This window comes from Stutzerimonas decontaminans (assembly GCF_000661915.1).
Lineage (GTDB): Bacteria > Pseudomonadota > Gammaproteobacteria > Pseudomonadales > Pseudomonadaceae > Stutzerimonas > Stutzerimonas decontaminans.
Genome location: NZ_CP007509.1, coordinates 2,409,645 through 2,431,554, shown reverse-complemented (window position 1 = coordinate 2,431,554; position 21,910 = coordinate 2,409,645). Strand labels below are relative to the sequence as shown.

19 protein-coding genes are annotated in these 21,910 nt (G+C 62.2%); 8 read left to right on the top strand and 11 right to left on the bottom strand.

Annotated elements, in window-relative coordinates:
• The first annotated feature begins 35 nt into the window (after positions 1–35).
• On the top strand, positions 36–1,394 hold the full coding sequence (gene gorA, locus UIB01_RS11165; RefSeq protein WP_038660220.1) for a glutathione-disulfide reductase: 1,359 nt from the start codon (positions 36–38) through the stop codon (positions 1,392–1,394).
• A gap of 42 nt (positions 1,395–1,436) precedes the next feature.
• On the opposite strand, the gene UIB01_RS11160 is transcribed toward gorA, so the two are convergent.
• Positions 1,437–1,943, bottom strand: a complete 507-nt coding sequence (locus UIB01_RS11160; RefSeq protein WP_038660217.1) for a copper chaperone PCu(A)C — start codon at positions 1,941–1,943, stop codon at positions 1,437–1,439.
• Between the two features lie 162 nt (positions 1,944–2,105).
• Here UIB01_RS11160 and groL point away from each other — a divergent pair, with 162 nt between their 5' ends.
• Complete coding sequence (gene groL, locus UIB01_RS11155) at positions 2,106–3,719, top strand: chaperonin GroEL (RefSeq protein WP_038660214.1); 1,614 nt, start codon at positions 2,106–2,108, stop codon at positions 3,717–3,719.
• A gap of 19 nt (positions 3,720–3,738) precedes the next feature.
• Here groL and UIB01_RS11150 read toward each other — a convergent pair whose 3' ends face one another.
• The 5 genes from UIB01_RS11150 to UIB01_RS11130 form a co-directional block, all read right to left on the bottom strand.
• On the bottom strand, positions 3,739–4,440 hold the full coding sequence (locus UIB01_RS11150) for a hypothetical protein (protein ID WP_038660212.1): 702 nt from the start codon (positions 4,438–4,440) through the stop codon (positions 3,739–3,741).
• A complete protein-coding gene (locus UIB01_RS11145) occupies positions 4,421–6,832 on the bottom strand; it encodes a Lon protease family protein (RefSeq protein ID WP_038660208.1) in 2,412 nt (803 codons plus the stop codon). Before UIB01_RS11145 ends, UIB01_RS11150 begins: the two co-directional genes overlap by 20 nt.
• 131 nt (positions 6,833–6,963) lie before the next feature.
• Positions 6,964–7,713: a helix-turn-helix domain-containing protein gene (locus UIB01_RS11140; RefSeq protein WP_038660205.1), complete on the bottom strand. Its 750-nt coding sequence runs from the start codon at positions 7,711–7,713 to the stop codon at positions 6,964–6,966.
• Between the two features lie 87 nt (positions 7,714–7,800).
• On the bottom strand, positions 7,801–8,754 hold the full coding sequence (locus UIB01_RS11135) for a ribose-phosphate diphosphokinase (protein ID WP_038660203.1): 954 nt from the start codon (positions 8,752–8,754) through the stop codon (positions 7,801–7,803).
• A complete protein-coding gene (locus UIB01_RS11130; RefSeq protein ID WP_038660200.1) occupies positions 8,751–9,818 on the bottom strand; it encodes a phosphotransferase in 1,068 nt (355 codons plus the stop codon). Before UIB01_RS11130 ends, UIB01_RS11135 begins: the two co-directional genes overlap by 4 nt.
• 357 nt (positions 9,819–10,175) lie before the next feature.
• On the opposite strand from UIB01_RS11130, the gene acsA reads away from it, so the two are divergent.
• The 6 genes from acsA to UIB01_RS11100 all read left to right on the top strand — a co-directional run bounded on the left by acsA (position 10,176) and on the right by UIB01_RS11100 (position 16,088).
• On the top strand, positions 10,176–11,861 hold the full coding sequence (gene acsA / locus UIB01_RS11125) for an acetate--CoA ligase (RefSeq protein WP_230585244.1): 1,686 nt from the start codon (positions 10,176–10,178) through the stop codon (positions 11,859–11,861).
• Complete coding sequence (gene pdhA, locus UIB01_RS11120) at positions 11,861–12,853, top strand: pyruvate dehydrogenase (acetyl-transferring) E1 component subunit alpha (protein ID WP_038660194.1); 993 nt, start codon at positions 11,861–11,863, stop codon at positions 12,851–12,853. The genes acsA and pdhA overlap by 1 nt, the downstream gene beginning before the upstream one ends.
• Complete coding sequence (locus tag UIB01_RS11115; RefSeq protein WP_038660191.1) at positions 12,850–13,824, top strand: alpha-ketoacid dehydrogenase subunit beta; 975 nt, start codon at positions 12,850–12,852, stop codon at positions 13,822–13,824. The genes pdhA and UIB01_RS11115 overlap by 4 nt, the downstream gene beginning before the upstream one ends.
• A gap of 27 nt (positions 13,825–13,851) precedes the next feature.
• Complete coding sequence (locus UIB01_RS11110) at positions 13,852–15,012, top strand: dihydrolipoamide acetyltransferase family protein (RefSeq protein ID WP_038660189.1); 1,161 nt, start codon at positions 13,852–13,854, stop codon at positions 15,010–15,012.
• Between the two features lie 12 nt (positions 15,013–15,024).
• Entirely contained in the window at positions 15,025–15,285 is a 261-nt protein-coding gene (locus tag UIB01_RS11105; protein ID WP_038660186.1) for an acyl carrier protein, read from the top strand.
• 182 nt (positions 15,286–15,467) lie between these two features.
• Complete coding sequence (locus UIB01_RS11100) at positions 15,468–16,088, top strand: SAM-dependent methyltransferase (RefSeq protein WP_038660184.1); 621 nt, start codon at positions 15,468–15,470, stop codon at positions 16,086–16,088.
• A 299-nt stretch (positions 16,089–16,387) separates the two neighbouring features.
• Here the strand turns inward: UIB01_RS11100 and UIB01_RS11095 are convergent, their stop codons facing one another.
• From UIB01_RS11095 to UIB01_RS11075, 5 genes are all read right to left on the bottom strand, one after another.
• The gene (locus UIB01_RS11095) at positions 16,388–16,984 is read right to left on the bottom strand and encodes a cytochrome b/b6 domain-containing protein (protein ID WP_038660182.1); all 597 of its coding nucleotides are present in this window, start codon (positions 16,982–16,984) and stop codon (positions 16,388–16,390) included.
• Between the two features lies 1 nt (position 16,985).
• The gene (locus UIB01_RS11090; protein ID WP_038660179.1) at positions 16,986–18,569 is read right to left on the bottom strand and encodes a tetrathionate reductase family octaheme c-type cytochrome; all 1,584 of its coding nucleotides are present in this window, start codon (positions 18,567–18,569) and stop codon (positions 16,986–16,988) included.
• Positions 18,570–18,818: 249 nt separating this feature from the next.
• On the bottom strand, positions 18,819–19,799 hold the full coding sequence (locus UIB01_RS11085; RefSeq protein ID WP_038660176.1) for an SLAC1 anion channel family protein: 981 nt from the start codon (positions 19,797–19,799) through the stop codon (positions 18,819–18,821).
• A 382-nt stretch (positions 19,800–20,181) separates the two neighbouring features.
• Positions 20,182–20,598 carry a DsrE family protein gene (locus tag UIB01_RS11080; protein ID WP_038660173.1) on the bottom strand — a complete coding sequence of 139 codons (417 nt, stop codon included), beginning with the start codon at positions 20,596–20,598 and terminating at the stop codon, positions 20,182–20,184.
• A 382-nt stretch (positions 20,599–20,980) separates the two neighbouring features.
• Positions 20,981–21,871 (bottom strand): helix-turn-helix domain-containing protein, encoded by an 891-nt coding sequence (locus UIB01_RS11075; protein ID WP_038660169.1) that lies wholly within the window; start codon positions 21,869–21,871, stop codon positions 20,981–20,983.
• Between the last annotated feature and the right edge of the window lie 39 nt (positions 21,872–21,910).

The following is a 21,910-nucleotide window of genomic DNA, read 5'->3' as shown; positions in this document are numbered from 1 at the left end:
GGTTATGCTGTCGCTACAGAAGGAGACAACATTACATGGCTTACGACTTCGATCTTTTCGTCATCGGCGCGGGTTCAGGTGGCGTTCGTGCGGCGCGGTTCGCTGCGGGTTTCGGTGCCCGGGTAGCGGTTGCCGAAAGCCGCTACCTGGGCGGCACTTGCGTGAACGTAGGCTGCGTACCGAAGAAGCTGCTGGTCTACGGCGCGCACTACGCCGAGGACATCGGCCAGGCGCAGGGTTATGGCTGGACCATCGACGGCGCTACCTTCGACTGGAAAGCCCTGATTGCCAACAAGGATCGTGAGATCCAGCGGCTCAACGGCATCTATCGGAGCATTCTGGTGGACAGCGGCGTGACCCTGCTGCAGGCACACGCTCGTCTGGTGGACGCGCATACCGTCGAGGTTGAAGGCAAACGGTACAGTGCCGAGCATATTCTGATTGCGACCGGCGGCTGGCCGCACGTTCCGGAAATTGTCGGTCGCGAGCATGCGATTACCTCCAACGAAGCGTTCTACCTCGAATCCCTGCCGCGACGCGTGCTGGTCGTCGGTGGCGGCTACATCGCAGTTGAATTCGCATCGATCTTCCATGGCTGCGGTGCGGATACCAGGCTGCTCTATCGTGGCGAATTGTTCCTGCGCGGCTTCGATGGGGCGCTACGCGATCACCTGAAGGATGAAATGATCAAGAAGGGCGTGGACCTGCAGTTCAACGCCGACATCGTGCATATCGACAAGCAGGCCGATGGCAGCCTGCTGGCCACGCTGGAAGATGGCCGCACGCTCGAAGCGGACTGCATCTTCTACGCGACCGGGCGCCGTCCGATGCTGGACAACCTGGGTCTGGAACAAGCAGGCGTGGCGCTGGACGCTCGCGGATACATCGCAGTCGATGATGAATACCGCACTTCGGTATCGTCGATTCTGGCGATCGGTGACGTGATCGGTCGTATCCAGCTGACGCCAGTGGCATTGGCCGAAGGCATGGCGGTTGCGCGACGGCTGTTCAAGCCAGAGCAATACCGCAAGGTGGATTACGCGACCATCCCGACGGCAGTGTTCAGTCTGCCGAACATGGCGACAGTCGGCCTCACCGAAGAACAAGCCCGCGAAAAGGGCTACAAGGTCACCATTTTCGAAAGCCGCTTCCGGCCGATGAAGCTGACCATGACGGACAGCCTCGAGCGGAGCCTGATGAAGCTGGTAGTGGACGCCGAAACCGACCGCGTACTGGGCTGCCACATGGCTGGGCCGGACGCCGGTGAGATCATGCAGGGGCTGGCCGTGGCACTGAAGGCGGGTGCGACCAAACAGGTGTTCGACGAAACCATGGGCATCCACCCGACAGCGGCCGAGGAGTTCGTCACCATGCGTACGCCCGCGGCAATCTGAGGGCGGGAAGAGCGTGCCGGGTTGCCCGGCACGCCAGATGAATCAGTGATGATGGCCCTGCGTCGCGCCGCTAGCAGCGGGGGCATCAACTTCGATACTTACTTCGGTGGTGACCTCGGCGCCACTCTCGAACTGCAGCGTCAGCGGAAAGCTCTCGCCAGCGACCAGCGGCTGCTTGAGTCCGAACAGCATGACGTGGTTTCCGCCCGGCTTGAACTCAACCTTGCCCGAAGCGGGCACGTCGACCGACTCGATCTGCTGCATCTTCATCATGTCGCCCTGATGCACATGGGTGTGCAGTTCGGTCTTCACGGCCCGTGGCGTCTGTGCCCCAACTAGCCGTTGCGGTTGATCACCGCGATTCTCCAGAACGAAATAGACCGCACCGGTGGGCGCGCTTGGCGGCATTGCGCGCGACCAGGCCTGGCTGACAGCGAGTTCAGTCGCAACTGCTTCCACAGGCGCTTGATGGTCGTGGTGGTGTTCCTGCGCGATCGCAGGCATGCAAAGGGCGGTGATGGCACCTGCGGCCAGTAAGCGAAGCAGCATGTAAAAACTCCGATTCCAAGTGAAAGATGGCGTCATCTTACGCCGCTTGGTGCGACGCGCTACGTTTCAGTGCACGACTGCAGCATGGACGTTGATTCCGATCAAACACAACGCCTCCGTGCTGAACAAAGCTGCTGGTCATTGCACAGGAGGATGCGTTTCATGAGCCACACGAAACTGCTGTTCCGTAGCGCTGCGCGCGAGAAAGTGCTGCAGGGCGCCAATCAACTCGCCGAGGCAATCCGCATCACCCTCGGTCCCAAGTCGAAATCCGTGCTGATTCAGAGCGCCTATGGTGCGCCCAAGGTATGCAATGACGGCGTGACGATCGCCAAACAGATCAAGTTGGAAGACCCCGAGGAGAACCTGGGTGCGCAAATGTTGCGCCAGGCCGCCGAGCGGACCGGCGACGCAGTCGGTGACGGCACCAGCACGGCGACGGTTCTGGCTCACGCCATCCTGACCGAAGGCATCCGCAATGTCGTGGCTGGCGCCAGCGCCATCGATATCAAACGGGGGCTCGACCGAGGTCTGCGCGTTACCGTCGAAACGCTGCACAAGCAATCCCGTGCAGTGAAAACGCGCAAGGAAAAAGCGCAGATCGCCGCCATCTCCGCACACAACGACCCTGCGACCGGAGAACTGGTGGCTGATGCCATGGAGCGCGTCGGGGACGAAGGCGTCATCACTGTCGAGGAATCCAAAACCACCGAAACCGTGCTCGACGTCGTTGAGGGGATGCAGTTCGACCGTGGCTACGTTTCGCCGTATTTCATCACTGATAGCGAGAAAATGGAGGCAGTGCTGGAGGACGCCTTCGTACTTTTATGCGAGCAGAAGGTCGGGTTGCTCAAGGATCTGATTCCGCTGCTGGAGACCATTGCGAAAAGCGGTCGACCGCTGCTGATGATTGCCGAAGATATCGAGGGTGAGGCGCTTGCCACGCTGATCGTAAACCACATTCGCGGCGTGCTGCGGGTAGTAGCAGTAAAGGCGCCAGGCTTCGGCGACAGGCGCAAGGATATGCTGCAGGACATCGCGGTGCTTACTGGAGCGCAATTGGTATCGGCCGATGTCGGGATCGCCTTGGAGCAGGTTGGGCTTGATCAGCTCGGCCATGCGCAGCGTGTGGTGGTGGACCGCGAGCATACGACGCTGATCGGTGGCGCAGGCAGTCGTGCCGCGATTGACGCGCGCATGCAGCAGATTCGCACCCAGATCGAGAAGAGCGCCAGCGACTATGACCGCGAAAAGCTGCAGGAACGCCTGGCCAAACTATCGGGCGGGGTGGCAGTCATTCGCGTCGGTGCGCCGACCGAATCGGAGATGAAAGCCCGCAAGGATGCGCTGGATGACGCAATTGCCGCCACCAAAGCGGCCATGTCCGAAGGTATCGTGCCGGGTGGCGGCCTGGCTCTGCTGCGTGCCGTAGCAGCCATAGCCACTGAGGAAGCCAGTGCCGAGGGCGACGAGCGGACCGGACTACAGATCCTGCGGCGCGCATTGGAAGCGCCGGTACGCACCATCGCCGACAACTCAGCGGTCGACGACGGCGTCGTGGTCGCTCGGCTGTTGGCCGAGCAGGGCAGCGTCGGTTTCGATGCCGCCGCAAACCAATACGTGGACATGTACGCCGCCGGGATCATCGACCCCACCAAGGTGGTACGGATTGCCCTGGAAAATGCCGTCTCGATTGCCAGCGTGCTGCTGCTGACCGAGGCGACCATGATCGAAGTGCCGGATGCGCAGGACCGCGAACCGCCGCTGCCAGGCTGACCCAGCTGACCCGGCTGGCTCAGCGCTCGACTGACGGAGCCAGCAGGATAGGGCAGTCCAGGCGTCCGGTAAGCTGCCGAAGTTCGGCGTCGGGCCAGTCGCTCACCGCGCCAGCCAGCAAGACCAGCCGCGGTTGACGGCGCAGCAGCAAAGGCAGCGACTGTTCCGCCGTGGTCCAGCGCATTGGTTCCCAGGCCAGCCCAGGCAGGTGCCCGTCCTGGTCGAGCGATTTCAGCGCAGCACCTGCCGATTGCAATGCTGACGATTCCCGATAAAGCAATACGCCATGCTGGGCCGGCGATTGCGTGTTCCATGGCGAGCACTGCGCGCGCCCGAACACCATGACATCGCGCTGCCCAATCTCGCTCAGGAGCATTTCCAGCCCAGCCCCCCGCAGACGTCGCAAAGACCAGACGATGCCGCTGGGCTCGAGCCGTCGCGCCAGCTCCTCCCGTAATCGGCTTTCACGCACCCGCAGGTCCCGCTCGAGCGTCGTCGGGTCCAGCACACGTTCGACGCCGCTGCGATTAATTTCACGGGCGAAGGGTAGGGCGGCGGCACGCAGCAGCGCCACATCCTCCAGTAGCAGGCTGGTCAGTTCTGCGCGCAAGTCGCGGGACAGTTGTATAGCGATCTGCAACGAGTTCGGGTTGATTCCAGCGGGTTCTAGCGCCAGCAACACCCGGCGCCGAACCTCGGTTTCACTGGTCCGAATGATCACGACCAGTGCCTTCTGATTGAATGTAACGACGCCGCAGGTAGCTGAGCTCGTCCAGGCGTTGCTTCACTGCGGCGTTGACGCTGCCTGGTGGATAACCGCCAGTCTCATCGGCTGCGCCGGCTGGGAGCCCGGTCAACAGCTCCATCGCCTGGTCGACTTCGCTTACCGCATAGACATGGAACTGCCCGTCCCGCACGGCGTTGAGCAGGTCCTGACGCAGCATCAGATGCTTGACGTTGCCCTCCGGAACGATCACCCCTTGAGTGCCGCTCAGCCCGCGTGCGCGGCAAATGTCGAAGAAGCCTTCGATCTTCTCGTTGACGCCGCCGATCACCTGGATGTTGCCGTGTTGGTTGACCGAGCCGGTGATAGCCAGATCCTGACGTAGGGGCAGCCCGGCGAGGGCCGATTGCAGCACGCAGAGCTCGGCGGCCGAAGCGCTGTCGCCCTCGACCGGGCCATAGGATTGCTCGAAGACTAGGCTGGCCGCGAGTGACAAGGGGGCCTCACGCGCAAAACGGTTGGCCAGGTAGGCGGACAGAATCATCACGCCTTTGGAGTGCAGCGCACCACCCAGCTCTACTTCGCGCTCGATATCAACGACCTTACCGTCACCCAGTCGAGCCGTGGCGGTGATCCGTACCGGGTGGCCGAAGGCATGATTACCCAGCTGCACCACCGCCAGCCCGTTGATTTGCCCCACGCTGGAGCCGCTGGTTTCGATCAGGCGCAGATTACGCAGCACGGCCTCGTGCATGCGCTCACGTATCTGGTCGGCGCGATGCAGGGATTCGCCCAGGGCGCGCTCGACATCTTCTCGCGTGACCCGCTCGCTACCGCGTTCGCCTGCCCAGAAATCCGACTCGCGCAACATGTCGAGCATGCTCGCCAGGTGCAGCGACAGCCGTTCGGCATCCTCCACGCGTCTTGACGCATGCTCGATCAGCCGCGCCACAGCGCCTCGCTCCAGTGGCTTGAGCTTCTCTCGCCGCTGCAACGTGGCTAGCAGGCGGGCGTATAGCAAGGTGTTCTGCGGGCTGCGTTCGAAGTCCTCGGCAAAGTCGGCCTCCACCTTGAACAGCAAAGAGAACTCCGGATCGTATTGGTTCAGCAGGTAATAGAGGCGGCGATCGCCCACCAGCACCACCTTGACGTCCAGCGGAATCGGATCCGGCTCAAGAGAGATCGTGCTGGCCATGCTGAGTGTCTGCTCCAGCGACTGCAAACGCAGCTCGCGAGCCTGCAGGGCCCTTTTGAGCGCCTCCCAGGCGAATGGTTGGCTCAGCAGCTTGCGTGCGTCGAGCACCAGATAGCCGCCGTTGGCTCGATGCAGCGCGCCACTCTTGATTAGCGTGAAGTCAGTGAGCAGCGTTCCCATCTGCGCTAGATGCTCGATACGACCGACGAGATTCTGGTAGCTGGGGTGGTCCTCGTAGACCAGCGGCGCGCCGGAACTGGCGGAGTTGTCCACCAGCACGTTGACGAAGTAGCGGTTGAACGGTGTGAGGCGTTGGCTGCCAAGCACCTTGGTCGGTTCGATGTTGGCGAAGTGGTCCTCGCCTCGCTCGATTATGTCCAGCCTGACCTCGGCGAGGAACGCCATCACTCCGGGCAACTGCTGATAGGACGACTGCAGCTCTGCCAGATGGATGTCGACGGTGGCGCGGGTGGTTTCCTGATTGACCTGCTCGATACGCTTGTCGTGCTCTCGATGCCAGCTGGCGACCAGCTGCAGGCCCTGGCGCAGGGCCAGTCGCAGCGTTTCGCTACTCCGCTCGATGCGCTGTTTTTCCTCGGCGGAAAGCTGCTCGTACTCGACTGGGCCCATCACTTCTCCGCTCTTGAGCAGCGGTGCCAGCGTATAGCCGCTGGGCGTGCTCATCAGCATGATGTCCGCCTGGCGCGCCTGCTCGCTCAGCGAGCCCAAAAGCGCCTCCTCGCGCGCCTTGAATTCATCCTTGATGGTCTGCACGGCGTTGCGATAATCGTCGCTGTCGAAGGCGGCCGGCAGCGCGCTGAGCAGCGTACGGACTAGCCGGCGCATATCGGTTTGCAGCGTGTTACCAAAGCCGGCCGGCACACAAAGCACAAGCGGTTTATGTGGCGCGCGGAAATTGTTGATGTAGCACCAGTCCTGCGCCTGCGCGGCCTTGGTGGCACGCTGTTGCAGCAGATTGCGCACGATGGCGTGCTTGCCTAGGCCAGGCGAGCCCATCACATAGAGGTTGTAACCCTCGTGACGCATGCCGACGCCAAGATGCAAGGCACCCAGCGCACGCTCCTGTCCGAGAATGTCGTCGAGATCGGGCAGGTCGGAGGTGGTCTCGAAATCAAGCAGGCTGTCATCGCAGATCTGGTAGAGCCGTTCTGCGGATAATTCGTAGGGCTGCAAATCGAATCTCCAGGTCTGTTACCGCATTCATGCAGCGTTGCCTTTGCTCGGCGGCGAGGCCGGCAGGTGCATCGATTATTTGCGCATGGGCAGGCTCGGCCTTGACAGGCGTCAACCGTTCGCCCAACGCGTCATCCAGCCAAGCAGGAGATTCGCTGCGCCGACGCATCGCGGGCTATTGCCAGCGAGCGTACGTCCAGCAGCTGCACATCCCGCCCTGTAGTGTCGATCAGTCCAAGCTGGCGATAGCGCGTGAACAGGCGGCTGACGGTTTCGGTGGTCAGGCCCAGATAATTACCGATCTCCGCGCGCGTCATCGGTAGGGTGAAGCGGGTTGGAGATAGCCCGCGCCGCGCATGGCGAGCCGAGAGATCAAGAAAGAAGGCGAGGAACCGTTGCCCGGCGCTTTCGCGGTTATGTCGAAGATGGGCCTGCTCGATCTGCAGTTCGTGACTGATGAATTTGAACAGGCGCTTACGTAGGCGAGCGCTGCCCGTCAGCAGCTCCTCCAGCTCCGCAACAGGGATGCCACACACCAGCGAGGGCTCCAGCGCCATGACATGGCTGGCCGATCGGCCACCAGCGAAGGCATCCAGAGCGACGAGCTCGCCGGGAAGGACGAATCCGGTTACCAGTTCGCGGCCGTCGTTGCTGACGATGTAGGTTTTCAGGGCGCCGCTACGCAGGGCATAAATTTGATTGGCCGGCTCGCTGGCGCGCCTGAGATGCTTGTGGCGGGCCACACGGCGGTTGTGGCGGATGATGTTCTCAAATCGACTCAGATCGGGGTCATACAGCGTCGCCGGCAGGCAGACGCCACGTAGTGCACATTCACGGCAAATCAGCGGGGCGGCCTCACAGCCATCCTTGCTTGCTTCCATGACGATCTCCTGATCGTGCTGGTATTTTTTGGCTCTTTTGCATGACTGTAGCCAAGAAATGCAGACAGGCGTGAAGGCCAGCCATGCTCAGCGGTACTGGGCGCCGAGCGTAGCTGCAACCATGGAGCTGGAATCCAGAATCGTCAGGCGCCCGCTAACCAGGTCTGGGGCAAGGCGGAATGGCGGCACTGTATCGGTGATCACCAACTGGTCGAATATCGGGCTTTCCAGTATTTCAGGGCCGCCAGTGAACAAGCCGTGCGCTGCGGCCGCATGTACTTGCCGCGCGCCTGCCTCGCGACAGGCCTCGCCGGCACGCAGCAGCGTGCCGCCAGTGCTGATCAGGTCATCCACGATGATTGCGATCCGTTCGCGTACGTCTCCCACCAGCATTGCCCCGGTCACTATGTCGTTGCTGCGGTACTTCTCCATGTAAGCGCTGCTGACGGCGCGTCCGGTATGCCGCTCCAGTGCGCGGCGAAAGGATTCCGCGCGCTTGGCACCGCCGGCGTCGGGAGAGACTGCCACGAGTTCTGCGTCTTCGGGCAGGCGAGCAAAATGCGCGGCAAACAGCTCAGCGCTCTCGATATGCCGGGTGGTGATACGAAACGCATTGTCGAATGCGGCCAGGTTGTGCACCTCGATGGTGGTCAACTGATCCACCCGGCAGGCTTCGAACAGTGCCGCAACATAGCGGGTGATGATCGGGTCCTGAAACTGGGTGCGCCGCTCCTTGCGCGCATAGCAGAGATAGGGCGCGACCACCTGAACCTGGCGAGCGCCCGCATCCTTGAGCGCGCCGCAGAAGAACAGCAGGCGACAGAGCTTGTCGTTCACGCTGCGCTCGTCGTCACCATATAGCGAGTGGAAAACTACGACGTTACGGCTTTCCACCGGTGTCAGGGCGCGGCTCTTATGCTCGCCGTCCTCGAAGGCGCGCTCTTCGAGCTCAGCCAGCTCGAGCCCCATATGCCGGGCGACGCGGGCAGCATAATCCTGGGTGCCATGCAGTGCGAACAACAGAGGAGGGCGGGTGTTCATGGATGTCTCCTGGGCGAACCGGAAGGAATGGACGTCACCTGCGGATAACCCAGGCCCAGCGCCTGGTGATCAAGCAGATAGATGCGGGACTGCTGCAACAGCATGCGCGCTTGTGCGGCCTTGGCTTCGGCAGCCTCGGGCGTGGTCTGGCGCTGAGCGCTGCTGGCTAGGGTAAAGCAGCGAGTCGCTGCGCGGACCGATAGGAACAGCGGTAACGGCCGGCAATCTTCCGCTTCGCCACTCTCATCCAGATAGGCGCGCAACACGAGCGGAGCCAGGTCGGCCAGTTGGTGGTGCTGAAGATCCATCAACACGAAAGCGAGGTCGTGCAGGATGTCTATGCAGGCGATCTCGTCGCTGAACTCGATGCCGTCGAACAGGGTAGGTCGCCCTTCGAACAGGCAGATGTTCGCCAGTCGCATGTCGCCATGACAGCGCCGAACGTAACCCTCGTGGCGACGCCGATCGAGTTCTGCCGAGAGCTGATCGAGCAGGGTCAGTTGGTCGTGACACAGCGCCTGCACCGCATCCGCATCGAGCAGCCAGCGGTGGCGGCACAGCTCATGGTGATTGCTCTCGATTGACCGATGTATGCCGGTGCTGCCACCAAAGGCGGGCATCCGCTCCGCTCCGGCATGGAAGCGCGCGACTTCCACGCCCAGGGCTTGCATCAGCGAGGGCGTCAGCTCGCCTGCCAAGGCCATGCGCTCGAACAGGGCGGACTGCGGAAACCGACGCATCACCACTACCCAATCCAGCACCTCGCCCTTGCCATCGAAGGCCAGCCGACCAGCACTGTCCCGCGTGATCGAGCGCGCCGCGAGATAGATGCCCGGGGCAGTGCGTCGGTTCAGCAGCAACTCGGCGTGGCAGGCGCGCTCGCGCTTTTGCAGCGTCAGGAAGTCCAGCGACGCATAGGCAATCTCGCGCTTGAGCTTGTAGACCCGCTCGCCACACAGAAAGACAAGCGAGCCATGGGTTTCGATGCGCTCGACCGTGTCGCCCAGAGCGCCGTAGCTTTCGGCACGGGACAGAAACTCGATGACTTCCTGCTGACCGCTCATCCATCCCTCACAGTTGTTCGCGCCGGCTTGTCAGTCCTATCCAGCGCAGCCGACACCTCGCTATGCGCTGCCATCTGCGAGTCTAGCTGCGCTCGGCAGCGTTGCCCGCCACCATGTCGGGTTCCTCTCGGCCTGAAGACCATGAGGCGCTATAGCTTTACGTGGATTGATCGTAATCAATCCACTGCCCCGATTTGGTTCTAGCCTTCTTAACAGTTGCGGTGACGCTTCAATGCATCGTCTGCGCACGGCAGCGTTTACTCCACAGTTTCCTGGGGGATGGCTATGCGCACGGCAATCATCGAAAAGACGGCGAGGGACTTGCCCGTTATCCCCAATTGGCCCGACGACAGGTTCGTGGGCGCTGGTTTTTCCTGGCAGGCGGCGGCCGGGGTGTTGAGCGGGCTACCCGACGGCGGCCTGAATCTGGCCTATGAGGCGGTTGATCGGCACGCCGACAGCGCACGCGCCGGGCATCCCGCACTGCGCTTTCTGGAGCGCAATGGTAGCCGCCGCGAGCTGAGCTACCTGCAGTTGAAGCGCCAGACCAACCGCTTTGCCAATGTGCTAGCGAAACTCGGTGTTGCGCCGGGCCAGCGGCTGTTCGTGCTGTGCAACCGCGGCGTCGAGCTCTATCTCGGTGTACTGGGTGGCCTGAAGAACGGTTGCGTAGTTTCCCCGCTGTTCGCCGCATTTGGCCCCGAACCGTTGGAAACGCGGCTGAGCCTGGGTGATTGCAGCGTACTGCTGACCAGCGAGACGCTGTATCGCAAGAAGGTCGCCGGGATGCGTGCCAAGCTGCCGCTACTCGAACATGTACTGCTGTACGACGAAAGCGGCGGTCACACCCAAGTCGACGGTACGCTGGACCTGCACGAGCTTCTTGCGGTTGCCAGCGAGGAATTCGAGATCGTGCCCACCACTGCGGACAGCCCGTCGCTGCTGCATTTCACCAGTGGCACCACCGGCACGCCAAAAGGCGCACTGCATGTGCATGGCGCCGCGCTGACGCACTACGTCACCGGGAAATATGCGTTGGATCTGCACCCGGACGACATCTACTGGTGCACCGCCGATCCAGGCTGGGTCACAGGCACTTCCTACGGCATTCTGGCGCCGCTGCTGCTGGGTGTGACCAGCGTGATTGATTGCGGTGACTTCGATGCCGAGCGCTGGTACGGCATCCTCGAGAAGGAGCGGATCAGCGTCTGGTACACCGCGCCTACCGCAATCCGCATGCTGATGAAGGCAGGGCCGGAGTTGGCGCGCCGACACTTCCATCCGCAGCTGCGCTTCGTCGCCAGCGTTGGCGAGCCGCTCAACCCAGAGGCTGTCTGGTGGGGCAAGGAAGTGCTGGGCCTGCCGATCCACGACAACTGGTGGCAGACCGAGACCGGCGGAATCATGATCGCCAACCTACCGGCCATGCCAATCAAACCGGGCTCAATGGGCAAGCCACTCCCTGGCGTCGAGGCGGCCATCGTCCGGCATGCCGAAGACGGCAGTCTGGCCATCCTCGGCGACGACGAGATCGGCGAGCTGGCTCTGAAACAGCCTTGGCCGGGCATGTTCCGCACCTATCTCGGTCAACAAGATCGTTATCAGCGCTGTTTCGTCGGTGACTGGTACCTGAGCGGCGATCTGGCGCGACGCGACGCCGATGGCTATTACTGGTTCATCGGCCGCAGCGACGATGTCATCAAGTCCGCCGGCCACCTGATCGGGCCGTTCGAGGTGGAAAGCGCTTTGATGGAGCATTCCGCCGTGGCCGAGGCGGCGGTAATCGGCAAGCCCGACTCTCTGCTCGGTGAGACGGTCAAGGCCTTCGTGTCGCTCAAGCGTGGCCGCGAGCCCAGCGAGGCGCTGCACGATGAGCTGATCGGCCATGCGCGCAAGCGGCTGGGCGCCGCCGTCGCGCCGAAAGAGCTGGAGTTTCTTCCCAGCCTGCCGCGCACCCGCAGCGGCAAGCTCATGCGTCGGCTGCTCAAGGCCCGCGAGCTGGGGCTACCAGAAGGCGATACCTCCACGCTGGAGAATTCGTGATGAGCAAGCCGTCTGCCGTGATCTATCCGTCGGAGCTGGCGCTGGGCCTGCTGCGCGACATGTTGCGCATTCGGCTCATGGAAGAGCGCGCCGCCGAGCTGTATGGCGAGGGCAAGATTCGCGGTTTCCTGCACCTTTATATCGGCGAGGAGGCCGTGGCGGTCGGGAGCCTGCATGCGCTGGCCGCGGACGATGCCGTTATAGCCACCTACCGTGAACATGGCCACGCGCTGATCCAGGGCGTGCCGATGAAGGCGATCATGGCCGAGATGTATGGTCGCCAGCAGGGCTGCTCGCACGGGCGCGGCGGCTCCATGCACCTGTTCGACGCTTGCACGCGCTTCTTCGGTGGGAACGCCATTGTCGGCGGTGGCCTGCCACTGGCGGTCGGTCTGGCGCTGGCCGAGCAGATGCAGAAGGGTTCACGTATCAGTGCCTGTTTCTTCGGCGAGGGGGCGATGGCCGAAGGCGCATTCCACGAATCAATGAACCTGGCGGCGCTGTGGCAGTTGCCGGTGCTGTTTTGCTGCGAGAACAACCTTTATGCAATGGGCACTGCGCTGGCCCGCTCGCAATCGCAGCCCGATCTATGCGCCAAGGCTGCGGCGTATCGGGTGACCGCCGCGGCCGTCGACGGCATGGATGTGGTTGCAGTGCACGACGCCACCCGAGCGGCGGTGGCGCACGTGCGCAGCGGTCAGGGCCCGTATTTCCTGGAGTTTCAGACCTACCGCTTCCGCGCCCATTCGATGTTCGACCCGGAGCTGTATCGCGACAAGGCCGAAGTGGAGCAGTGGAAGCAGCGCGGACCGATCCACACCTACAGCGCCCGACTGAAGGCGCAGGGCCTGTTGGACGAGCCGGGCTTTCTGGCGATAGAGGCTGCCGTGAGGCAGGAAGTAGAGGACGCCGTAGCCTACGCGGAGGCCGGCACGCTCGAACCCATCGAGCAGTTGTGCAGCGACGTATACACACCGCAGGTGCAGCCATGACTACCCGGATCAGCTACCGCGAGGCCCTGCAGGAAGCGCTGCGTGAAGCCCTGCAGCGCGATGAAAGGGTCTTTCTGATGGGCGAGGATGTTGGTCGCTACGGCGGCACCTATGCCGTGTCCAAAGGCCTGCTGGCCGAATTTGGCGAGGCGCGCATCCGCGACACGCCGTTGTCCGAACTGGCGTTCGTCGGTGCCGGTATTGGCGCGGCACTCGGTGGTATGCGGCCGATCGTCGAGGTCATGACGGTGAACTTCGCCCTGCTGGCCCTCGATCCGCTGATCAACACCGCCGCGACGCTTCGGCACATGTCCGGCGGGCAGTTTTCCGTTCCGCTGGTGTTGCGCATGGCCACCGGGGCCGGGCGGCAACTGGCAGCGCAGCATTCCCATAGTCTGGAAGGCTGGTTCGCCCATATTCCCGGCCTGATTATCCTTGCCCCGGCTACGGTCGAGGATGCCCGCGGCATGCTTTGGCCCGCGCTGCAGGCCCCGGACCCCGTGCTGATCTTCGAGCATGCCCAGCTGTACAACCTGGAGGATGAGCTGCAGGCACCTCCAACGGTGGACATTCGCTCGGCTCGTGTGCGACGGCAGGGCAGGGACCTGACCTTGATCGCTTACGGCGGCACTTTGCCCAAGGCGCTGCAGGCGGCCGAAGAGCTGGCAAAAGAGGGCATCGCGGCGGAAGTCATCGACCTTCGTGTGCTGCGCCCGCTGGACGACGCGACCATCCTCGAGTCGGTCCGCAAGACGCGGCGCGTTCTGGTGGTCGACGAAGGTTGGCGCAGCGGCAGCCTGTCGGCGGAGATCATCGCGCGCATTATCGAGCAGGGTTTCTTCGAACTAGACGCGCCACCGGCACGCGTGTGCAGCGCCGAGGTGCCGATTCCGTACGCCAAGCATCTGGAAGATGCGGCCCTGCCACAGGTCTCGTCCATCATCGCGGCGGCCCGCCAGCTGTTGCATTAGCGCGCCGATCTCGGCTATGAGGTGTGCATGATCGTTTTCAAACTGCCATCACTGGGCGCAGACATGGATGAAGGCACGCTGCTGCAATGGAAGGTGAAGCCCGGGACGCGAATCGAACGTGGCGAGGTAATCGCCGTGGTCGATACCGCCAAGGCTGCGGTGGACGTTGAATGCTGGCAAACCGGCGAAGTGCTGCAACTACTGATCGAGCCAGGCTGCAAGATCCCGGTCGGCACCGCCATCGCGACGCTGCTTGAACCCGGCGAATCCCGCGAAGCTGCATTAGCGCAGGCTGCGGTGCTGGTACAAGGCCCGAAAGCCGCTGTACCACAAGGGGAGCCACAACCGGCAGCCGCTACCGCTGTTCAGCAAGGCGCAACGCGAGCTCGTATATCCCCTGCCGCCCGCAAACGAGCCGCTGAACTGGGTATCGACCCGGAGGCGCTCAGCGCCAGTGGCCCTCACGGCACCATTACGCTGGAAGATGTGGAAGCCGCTTCGCCGAAAGCTGCACCGGTAGATCGCAACGCCGCGATGCGCCAGGCGATCGCCGCCGCCATGAGCCGATCCAAGCGCGAGATTCCGCATTACTACCTGAGCGAAACCGTTGCATTCGGCGCCGCCAGCAGCTGGCTCCAGGCCTATAACGCCGAGCGGCCACCAGAGCAGCGCTTGCTCGCCGGTGCGGTGATACTCAAGGCTGTGGCGCTGGCGTTGCGCCAGTATCCATTGCTCAATGGCTACTGGCGTGACGACGGCTTTCGGCCAGCCGAGGGCATCCACCTTGGTGTGGCCATCGCCTTGCGTCAGGGTGGCCTAGTTGCACCTGCGCTGCATGACGTTGCGGAAAAATCGTTGCCGCAACTGATGGATGGATTAGCCGACCTGATACAACGTGCGCGCAGTGGGTCATTGCGCAGCTCGGAAATGAGTGACGTCACGCTAACCGTTACCCAGCTAGGCGAGCAGGGCGTCGACAGCGTGTTTGGTGTCATCTATCCGCCGCAGGTCGCGCTGGTAGGCGTTGGGCGGATCGCCGAGCGCCCATGGGTGGAAGCCGGCTCGCTCTGCGTGATGCCAACCGTCGTACTGAGCCTGGCAGCCGATCACAGGGCGAGCGACGGCCATTACGGCGCGCGGTTTCTCGTCGAGGTGGGCCGTCTGCTACAGAGCCCCGACAGCCTGTGACAGGAGAACGAAATGGAAGAAGCGCAGATTCGCGACATCGCACTCGAGGCGCTGCAACACATCGCGCCGGAGGTCGATGTGAAAACCTTACGCCCCGACCGTCTGCTGCGCGATGAGGTTGACCTCGATTCGATGGATTGGTTGCGCTACATCTCTGCGCTGCATCAGCGCCTCGGTGTGAACATTCCAGAGGCCGATTATCAGCTGCTGATCAGCATCGATTCGGTGGTCAGCTACCTGCAAAAGCGCCTGGAGGAGGGCGCGCACAACTGACTCGCCTGCTTAGTCGCTGCAAGAACGCACACCCGAACTGCTCAGTTTTGAAGAGCCGGCGATTGCATGCCGAGCGCTTGGGTTGCCGCCCTTGAGTACCACCGCGCGGGTTGCCTGTTTCAATACGGCAGGGGGTATATTGCGTTCCGATGTCGTCGCCATGAACAGTTTCGGAGAGCCTTATGGACCCGCAGATCGAACAATGGAATGAGCGCTTCAAAGAGGATGACTACCTGTTCGGCAAGGAGCCCAACGCGTTTCTTGCAAGTCAGGCAGCGCGTTTCACGCCTGGGATGAAGGTCCTGTCGGTAGCCGACGGCGAGGGTCGCAATGGCGTCTGGCTGGCAGAGCAGGGGCTCGATGTGCTGGCGGTGGAGGCCGCACCACGCGCGATCGAAAAGTCACGCCTACTGGCCGCGGAACGGGGCGTAAGCCTCACCCATGAGTGTGCTGACCTGCTGAGCTGGCACTGGGGAACCGAGCGTTTTGACGCCATCGTCGCGATATTCATCCAATTCGCCGCGCCTGACGCGCGTGCTCAGATGTTCGCCAACATGCAGCGCGCGCTGAAGCCAGGGGGCCTGCTGCTGCTCGAAGGTTATCGGCTCGAGCAACTGCAATACGGCACCGGCGGCCCGCAGGACCCGACCCACCTCTATACGGCTGGACTGCTTCGCGAGGCCTTCGCCGGGCTGGAGATACTGCATCTGGCCGAATATGACGTGCACATTGAGGAGGGAACCCGCCATCGCGGAATGTCGGCGCTGATCGACCTGGTAGCACGCAAGCCGCTGGCGGGCTGAGCGACGCCGGGCTCACTAAGGAGCGCCTTAATCACTGAGCGCCTTTTATCCGCTTCGACCACGCCCTGGTGAGGGCTACGACCTGCTGCTTCGGCTAGCCTGCGGCGATGCTGCACGGAGCGAGAAGGGGGCTCGGAACCAGCGGCCGCCTGATGCGGCTACGTCGATCGTGACAGCGCATTGGGGCAGGCCCTACGTGCAGCACCAGGCTCTGCACCCGAGATGCGCTGAAGCGATCCGCTGCGCAATGGCTGGGGCCAATGTCCCTTCGTGGCGGCGGCGAGTGACCAGCGCCGAGGTTAGTCGCGTCCCTCCCAACCGGTGATCATCGCGCGGATGTGCGCCAACGGTGTATGCCCGGTGGTGGTCAGGTACACATGTACGATCAGGAAAATCAGCATCAGGAAGGCCGCGAAGGTATGCACTGTGGCCACCTGCTCCAAGCCCAGCCAGTCAGGCACGTGAGCCTCCAGACGCCCCCAGAACAGATAGAACAGGCCGCTCACCCAGATCAGTGGATTGATCAGCACCAGCACGCCCAGGTAGGCGATGCGCTGCAGCGGGTTGTGCTTGCGCTTGCGGGTAACCTTGTAGGGGTGCGGGGCGCCGGTGAAGATGCCGTGGGCATAGTAAAGCGTCACCCGCTGGATGTTGGTCAGGGTCGGGATGTACTGCTTCCATTGCCCTGTGGTGAAGTGCCAGAAGATGGCGAAAATCCACAGGGCGATCAGCAGCCAAGCGGCCATTTCATGAACTTCGACTGCCGTGCGGAAATCGAGCAGGGCATGGCTGCCGTGAATCGCAAAGCCGCTGAACAGCAGGGTGATGATCAGCGCCGCCTGCGACCAGTGCCAGAAGCGTTCGAAGCGGGTGAATAGGTAGAGGCGTTCGGTCATCTCAGTACCTCCGTCTGCGCTGGTGCGCGACGATGCGCAGCAGGCCGTGGACCAGCACGCCTAGCAGGGCGAGGCCAGCCAGGCTGAAGCCGAGTGTGTCCAGCAGCGAGTTGCGTTCCTTGCCCGGCAACCAGATTCCGGGAACCGCCGCCAAGCGGCTCTGGCTGGAGTGACACTGGGCGCAGTCCAGGGCTTGTTCCTTGGGCGCGACCATGTGGGTGATCGGCCACAGCATCGAGGTGTCGACGAAGCCGTACTGGCCGCTGTAGGGCGCGCCGGTGGCATCTGCGCCGGCCTGCAGCGCTTTGGCCCAGTCGAAGTTGTACCAGAGGGCAGTGTCGTCCGGGATGGCGGTATGTGGTACCAGCAAGGTCATGTGGACCCTGTCGTATGGCTGACGGCTATGGAACGTCTTGACCGGCCAGATGCGAGCATTCGCAGCGCCCGCTGTGCCGTGAAAGACATTGATCGGCACGCGGCTGCTCGGATCGATCCGGGTGTCCGGCTGTACATAGGTGACGGTGCCATCAAACCAGACATAGTTCGGCACCACATCCTCGCCGAGGACGAAGTCGCCTTTGCGACTGTCGTAGATCACGTGGCCCTTGGCGTTTCTGGTCAAGAACGGTTTGCCCTCGCTGTCCAGTCTGCCAACGGTGGACCAGTCCCAGGCCATCTTGGTTGGCACGCCGCCTCGGGCGAAGGTCGGAATATGGCAAGTCTGGCAGGCCAGGGTACGAGTGTGGTCGTTGAGCCGGCTGGCATGCACTACCGAAGCTTTGTGCGGACGTTCCCCATGACAGGACTGGCAGGTGGACGGGTTACGCGCGCTGCGCTCGCCGCGCAGGATCGGCGCATGCGGATCCGCCGCAGTCACGCTAATGCGGCTACCGGCGATCTTGTGCTGGTCGGCAACATGACAGGTGGAGCAACTGAAGTCCGGGCCGTCGCTGGACATGTGTATATCGAGGCTGCGCGGCGGATCGTTCAGCGAAGAGTCTAGATCGCCGTGTTTCACGCCGTCGCCGCCGCCACCATAGTAGTGGCAAGTGCCACAGGTGCGGCGTGAGGTGACGCCGATGTTGCGCGCCACTGCCGCCAGGTCTACCGGCTCAGCGAACTTGCCTGAGCCGGGCGAGGTTTCGGTGCGCACCAGCGGCGGGTGACCGGCCAAACCGGCGAGCTTCACATAGTTGCCGGTGTTGTGGCAGGCCAGGCAGTCGACCTTGCTCTCATCGGAGAAATCGAAGCTGGCATCTTTCCAGCCATAGCCGACGTGACAGGACTGGCAGAAGGCCTCGTTGGACCGGTCGCCTATGCAGAAACCGTTGAGCATGGTCTTCTTGCCCAAGCGCTGGCCGGTGTCCGGATTGGTGTAGTCCCAAGTCCAGTGACGGGTAGCCATAACCTGTTTTGCCGCCTCGGTGTGGCAGCGCAGGCAGGCGCGCGTGACGTCCTCGCCACTTGCGAAAGGCCTTTGCAGCGCCTTGAACTGGCTATGGTCGGCCGTGGCAGCGAGCAGCGAAACAGGAACCAGGAGAGCTAGGTACAGTAACCAGGCGGAACCTCGGCGCAAGATTGTCATAGGTCCCGTCTCCATGGGGGGCAGGGTACAAGGCTCTACCTAACGATAGTTCATTCCGTGCGCGGCAATCGGCGGGCGTTTGCTGGACTGGACCGCCCTCGCATATCACCACGCTCAGCCATCGACTCCCGCGATACGTACATCCCGACGCAGCAGCAGGCTCCAAGTCAAACGCAGCAACTACGAGGAGCGCCTCGCCAAGACAGATCAGACCGGAACTTACCGGGCTGCAGCCCCTTTACCGTTCGTTCACTCGGGCACGCAGATCCTGCCTCCGAAGGCCGCTGTCACTGTTTTCCCTGCAAGTATGGCAACCACGCCGCTCAGTACCGCCAGCAAGGCCCAGCTCAGCCATCCATAAAAGGGCAAGCCGGTCCGGGCAGCCATCTCGAACGTCGCCAGCGTCAGCGCCGCCAACGGGAACGAGTATGCCCAGGCGGAGATGAAAAACGGCACGCGGTAAAAGCGCACAGCATTGCTGGCTAGCAGCAGGCCGAGAAACAACGCAGTGAAGTACAGAATGCGGGCAAAGGCATCGAGGCTGTCGGTCAACGCCAGATAGGCAAGGAAGCCGACCGATGGCGGGGCGAGGAGGATGAACAGGGTTGGTGTCAGGCGCACTGGTAGCGGCTCGTGGAAGAACAGCCGGTACAGCACGATGGTCAGTAGCACGAGCCAGAAGATCAGACCGATGCTGAAGAAGAACCAGCTGATGTCGCTGTGGGCGAAGCCCACGCCAACTACCGGAACCAGAATGTTGCCCACTACAGGAATGAACCAGGCCGGATTGGCGTGTTTGATCTCGAAGTGGGTGTGATGGATCCAGCCGGTCATCGCCAGCAGCGTGAAGATCAGGTGCGATGCCGCACCGATGTTCCATAGCCATTGCGCCACGCTCGGCGCTGCATGAGCCCATGCAACGGCGAGCAGGAGAACACCGACGGAGATTGCAGGAAAGAAGTTCTGCTTGAGCGGATGCGCTCGTTCGGCCATCACCGCTGCGGGGTGCCGCAACAGCTTGATTACATAGACCAAGAGCAGGAATGCGAACAGGCCAGTGGCTAGCCATCGCACGCCACCGCCAATGGCTTCGGGCACCAGCCCCGTCTGGGCGGCCTTGAGCCAGGCGATCGAAAGGCCGGCGATGCCCATTACACTGGCGAACAGGGCGACCGGAAAGTGAGCCAGTCGATGTGGCGCATCGACGCGGGTATCAATGGTGGTATCCATAGCGAGCCTCGGCTTCCAGGCCGGAAACTAACGGCGTGAGTCCTGCGAAACCACCGAGCTGCTTCCATGCAAGGCCTGGAAATGCGCGGAGACAAGCTGGCTGGCTCAAGTCTTCTGAGTGGGGCGATTCGTCGAGCGCCGTCCTAAAGCGCAATGGGTCTATAAGCTATTTAACATAATATAGATTATGCGAAATTACGGCTTCACCTCTGGTCCTATCTTGTATTGCTCTTTATCGCGCATGCACTCACCTGAACTACCTGCTTTCACTGCTTCGGTTTCTTGCCCGTTCTTATCCGGCTCGACTTTCGCTCGGTGCGCCAAACTGATCCGATCCGGTGCCCGACACGAGCGCACAGTCACTCGTGTCGGACACGCCTTGTCAGAAGCTGAACACTTTCCGGCTGGGCTCCAGCATTGCGCTGGCCATTGCGTCGGGCTTGGCAACTGCTACGCCGTCCTTGAGCTTGTCCGGAGTATGGCCAGTGTTAGGCAGGTATAGCGCGCATACCGACGCGGTTGCGCCCTTGCTCATGGCTGCACTCAACAGTTGCGCCGGCGTCACGTCATTGGGTTTCAGGGTGTCGCCACCTGCGTCCTTCAGGGCCAGATCGGCGCCTTGGTCGCAAAGCAGAATATCGACCTGCGCACCTTGCGCCTGCATCTGGTTGGCTAGGACCATCGCCATTCCCTGGGTCATGGGGCTCGCGTCACTAAGTATCACCATCACAGGCTGTTGCTCGGCGATCGCCAAGGAACTCAGGCTTGCCAGGGCAACGGCGGCAAGAAATTTCTTCATCTTCGCTTCTCCTTGAGCCAGTCAGGCTGGCATTCGTGCAGGTTGTCGGGATAACTCAAGTGGCGGCACGGGAAGTCCGCTATCCCTGAAACGTCAGGCATATATCGCTCACATATACCCGTGGGGGTATGCACAGAGTAGACCGTCTTGATTGTTTTGGCTCAACGAACAGCTGCGACAAAATGTCCACCAGCGCTTGCACTGGCGACGTTTACAGAGCCTGACTAGGGGGACGGTCGTGTGCTAACGCGGCTCCAGGCGCCCACGCATCTGCTCAGGGATGGTCTGCCGCGTTTGCTTGAGCCCGCCCTTGTGCTCGACCAGCTGTTCGAGGCAGCCAAATCAATGCTGTTGCAGCGCCAGAGTTGCCCCTTTCTGTGTGCTATGGCTTTCCCGCATGCCGAAACGCCGAGCGAAACTCGCTGGGCTTGAGTCCGACCTGCTTGCGAAAGAAGCGGCTGAAATACGCTGCATCGGCGAAGCCAAGTTCGCGGGCGATTTGCTGGATGTCGAGCGCTGTGTACGCCAGCTGCCGTTGTGCTTCGCGAACGACTCGCTCGCTGATGATCGCCGTCGGTGATTCACCAAGGCCTTCACGGCAGGCTCGGCCCAGTGTGGCTGGAGTGACTCCTAGCGCTTCGGCGTAAAGACCAAGCGGCCAATGCTGTTTGAAATGCGTGTCGACCAACTCGCGAAACTGGCCAAGCAGCTGGGACCGCTTGCCATTGGCTGGTCGAGGGATTGACACTGGCTGTTCCAGCCGGACGACATGTACGAGCAACGCGAGCAACAACGCATGCCCGGCGGCGACATTGCCGCGTTCCTGGCTGTGCGCTTCCGCCTGGATCAGCTGGATTAGCGGCCATACCGGCTCGTTGCCGTCTGCATCCCACGGCAGCGACACCACTGCCGGACGTTGCATCAAGGCCAGCAGGTCACTGGACAGAATCCGCGCCATTGACTCCAGCGGTCGCTGTGCTGCCGTGATGACCGGCCCGTCCGTTTCAGGACTGTAGCGAAAGGCATGCACGGTACGCTGCGGCAGCAGGATCAGGCACGGCGCACGGAAGCCCATGCGGCTGTTCTCCAGCGAAACTTCGCCCTCGCCATTTCGTATGTAGACGATCTGCAGTAGCGAGTCATGCTGATGCGGCTTGATTTCCCGCTGATGCATGTCGCCGCGCTCGCTGATCCATTCCAGATGCAGCAGGTCCTGCCATGCGGGCAATGCAGCCTGGCCGTACAAGGCATAGTTGGGAATGCGTTTACTCATGATTGCCTGCCGTCGTGCCGCTATCCGGCACGAACAAAT

Coding starts and splice junctions, on each gene's coding strand:
- groL (WP_038660214.1), top strand. CDS start 2,106: ATGAGCCACACGAAACTGCTGTTCCGTAGCGCTGCGCGCGAGAAAGTG.
- UIB01_RS11105 (WP_038660186.1), top strand. CDS start 15,025: ATGGAAGAAGCGCAGATTCGCGACATCGCACTCGAGGCGCTGCAACAC.
- UIB01_RS11100 (WP_038660184.1), top strand. CDS start 15,468: ATGGACCCGCAGATCGAACAATGGAATGAGCGCTTCAAAGAGGATGAC.
- gorA (WP_038660220.1), top strand. CDS start 36: ATGGCTTACGACTTCGATCTTTTCGTCATCGGCGCGGGTTCAGGTGGC.
- UIB01_RS11160 (WP_038660217.1), bottom strand. CDS start 1,943: ATGCTGCTTCGCTTACTGGCCGCAGGTGCCATCACCGCCCTTTGCATG.
- UIB01_RS11110 (WP_038660189.1), top strand. CDS start 13,852: ATGATCGTTTTCAAACTGCCATCACTGGGCGCAGACATGGATGAAGGC.
- UIB01_RS11130 (WP_038660200.1), bottom strand. CDS start 9,818: ATGAGCGGTCAGCAGGAAGTCATCGAGTTTCTGTCCCGTGCCGAAAGC.
- UIB01_RS11135 (WP_038660203.1), bottom strand. CDS start 8,754: ATGAACACCCGCCCTCCTCTGTTGTTCGCACTGCATGGCACCCAGGAT.
- pdhA (WP_038660194.1), top strand. CDS start 11,861: ATGAGCAAGCCGTCTGCCGTGATCTATCCGTCGGAGCTGGCGCTGGGC.
- UIB01_RS11115 (WP_038660191.1), top strand. CDS start 12,850: ATGACTACCCGGATCAGCTACCGCGAGGCCCTGCAGGAAGCGCTGCGT.
- UIB01_RS11085 (WP_038660176.1), bottom strand. CDS start 19,799: ATGGATACCACCATTGATACCCGCGTCGATGCGCCACATCGACTGGCT.
- UIB01_RS11080 (WP_038660173.1), bottom strand. CDS start 20,598: ATGAAGAAATTTCTTGCCGCCGTTGCCCTGGCAAGCCTGAGTTCCTTG.
- UIB01_RS11095 (WP_038660182.1), bottom strand. CDS start 16,984: ATGACCGAACGCCTCTACCTATTCACCCGCTTCGAACGCTTCTGGCAC.
- UIB01_RS11090 (WP_038660179.1), bottom strand. CDS start 18,569: ATGACAATCTTGCGCCGAGGTTCCGCCTGGTTACTGTACCTAGCTCTC.
- UIB01_RS11140 (WP_038660205.1), bottom strand. CDS start 7,713: ATGGAAGCAAGCAAGGATGGCTGTGAGGCCGCCCCGCTGATTTGCCGT.
- UIB01_RS11075 (WP_038660169.1), bottom strand. CDS start 21,871: ATGAGTAAACGCATTCCCAACTATGCCTTGTACGGCCAGGCTGCATTG.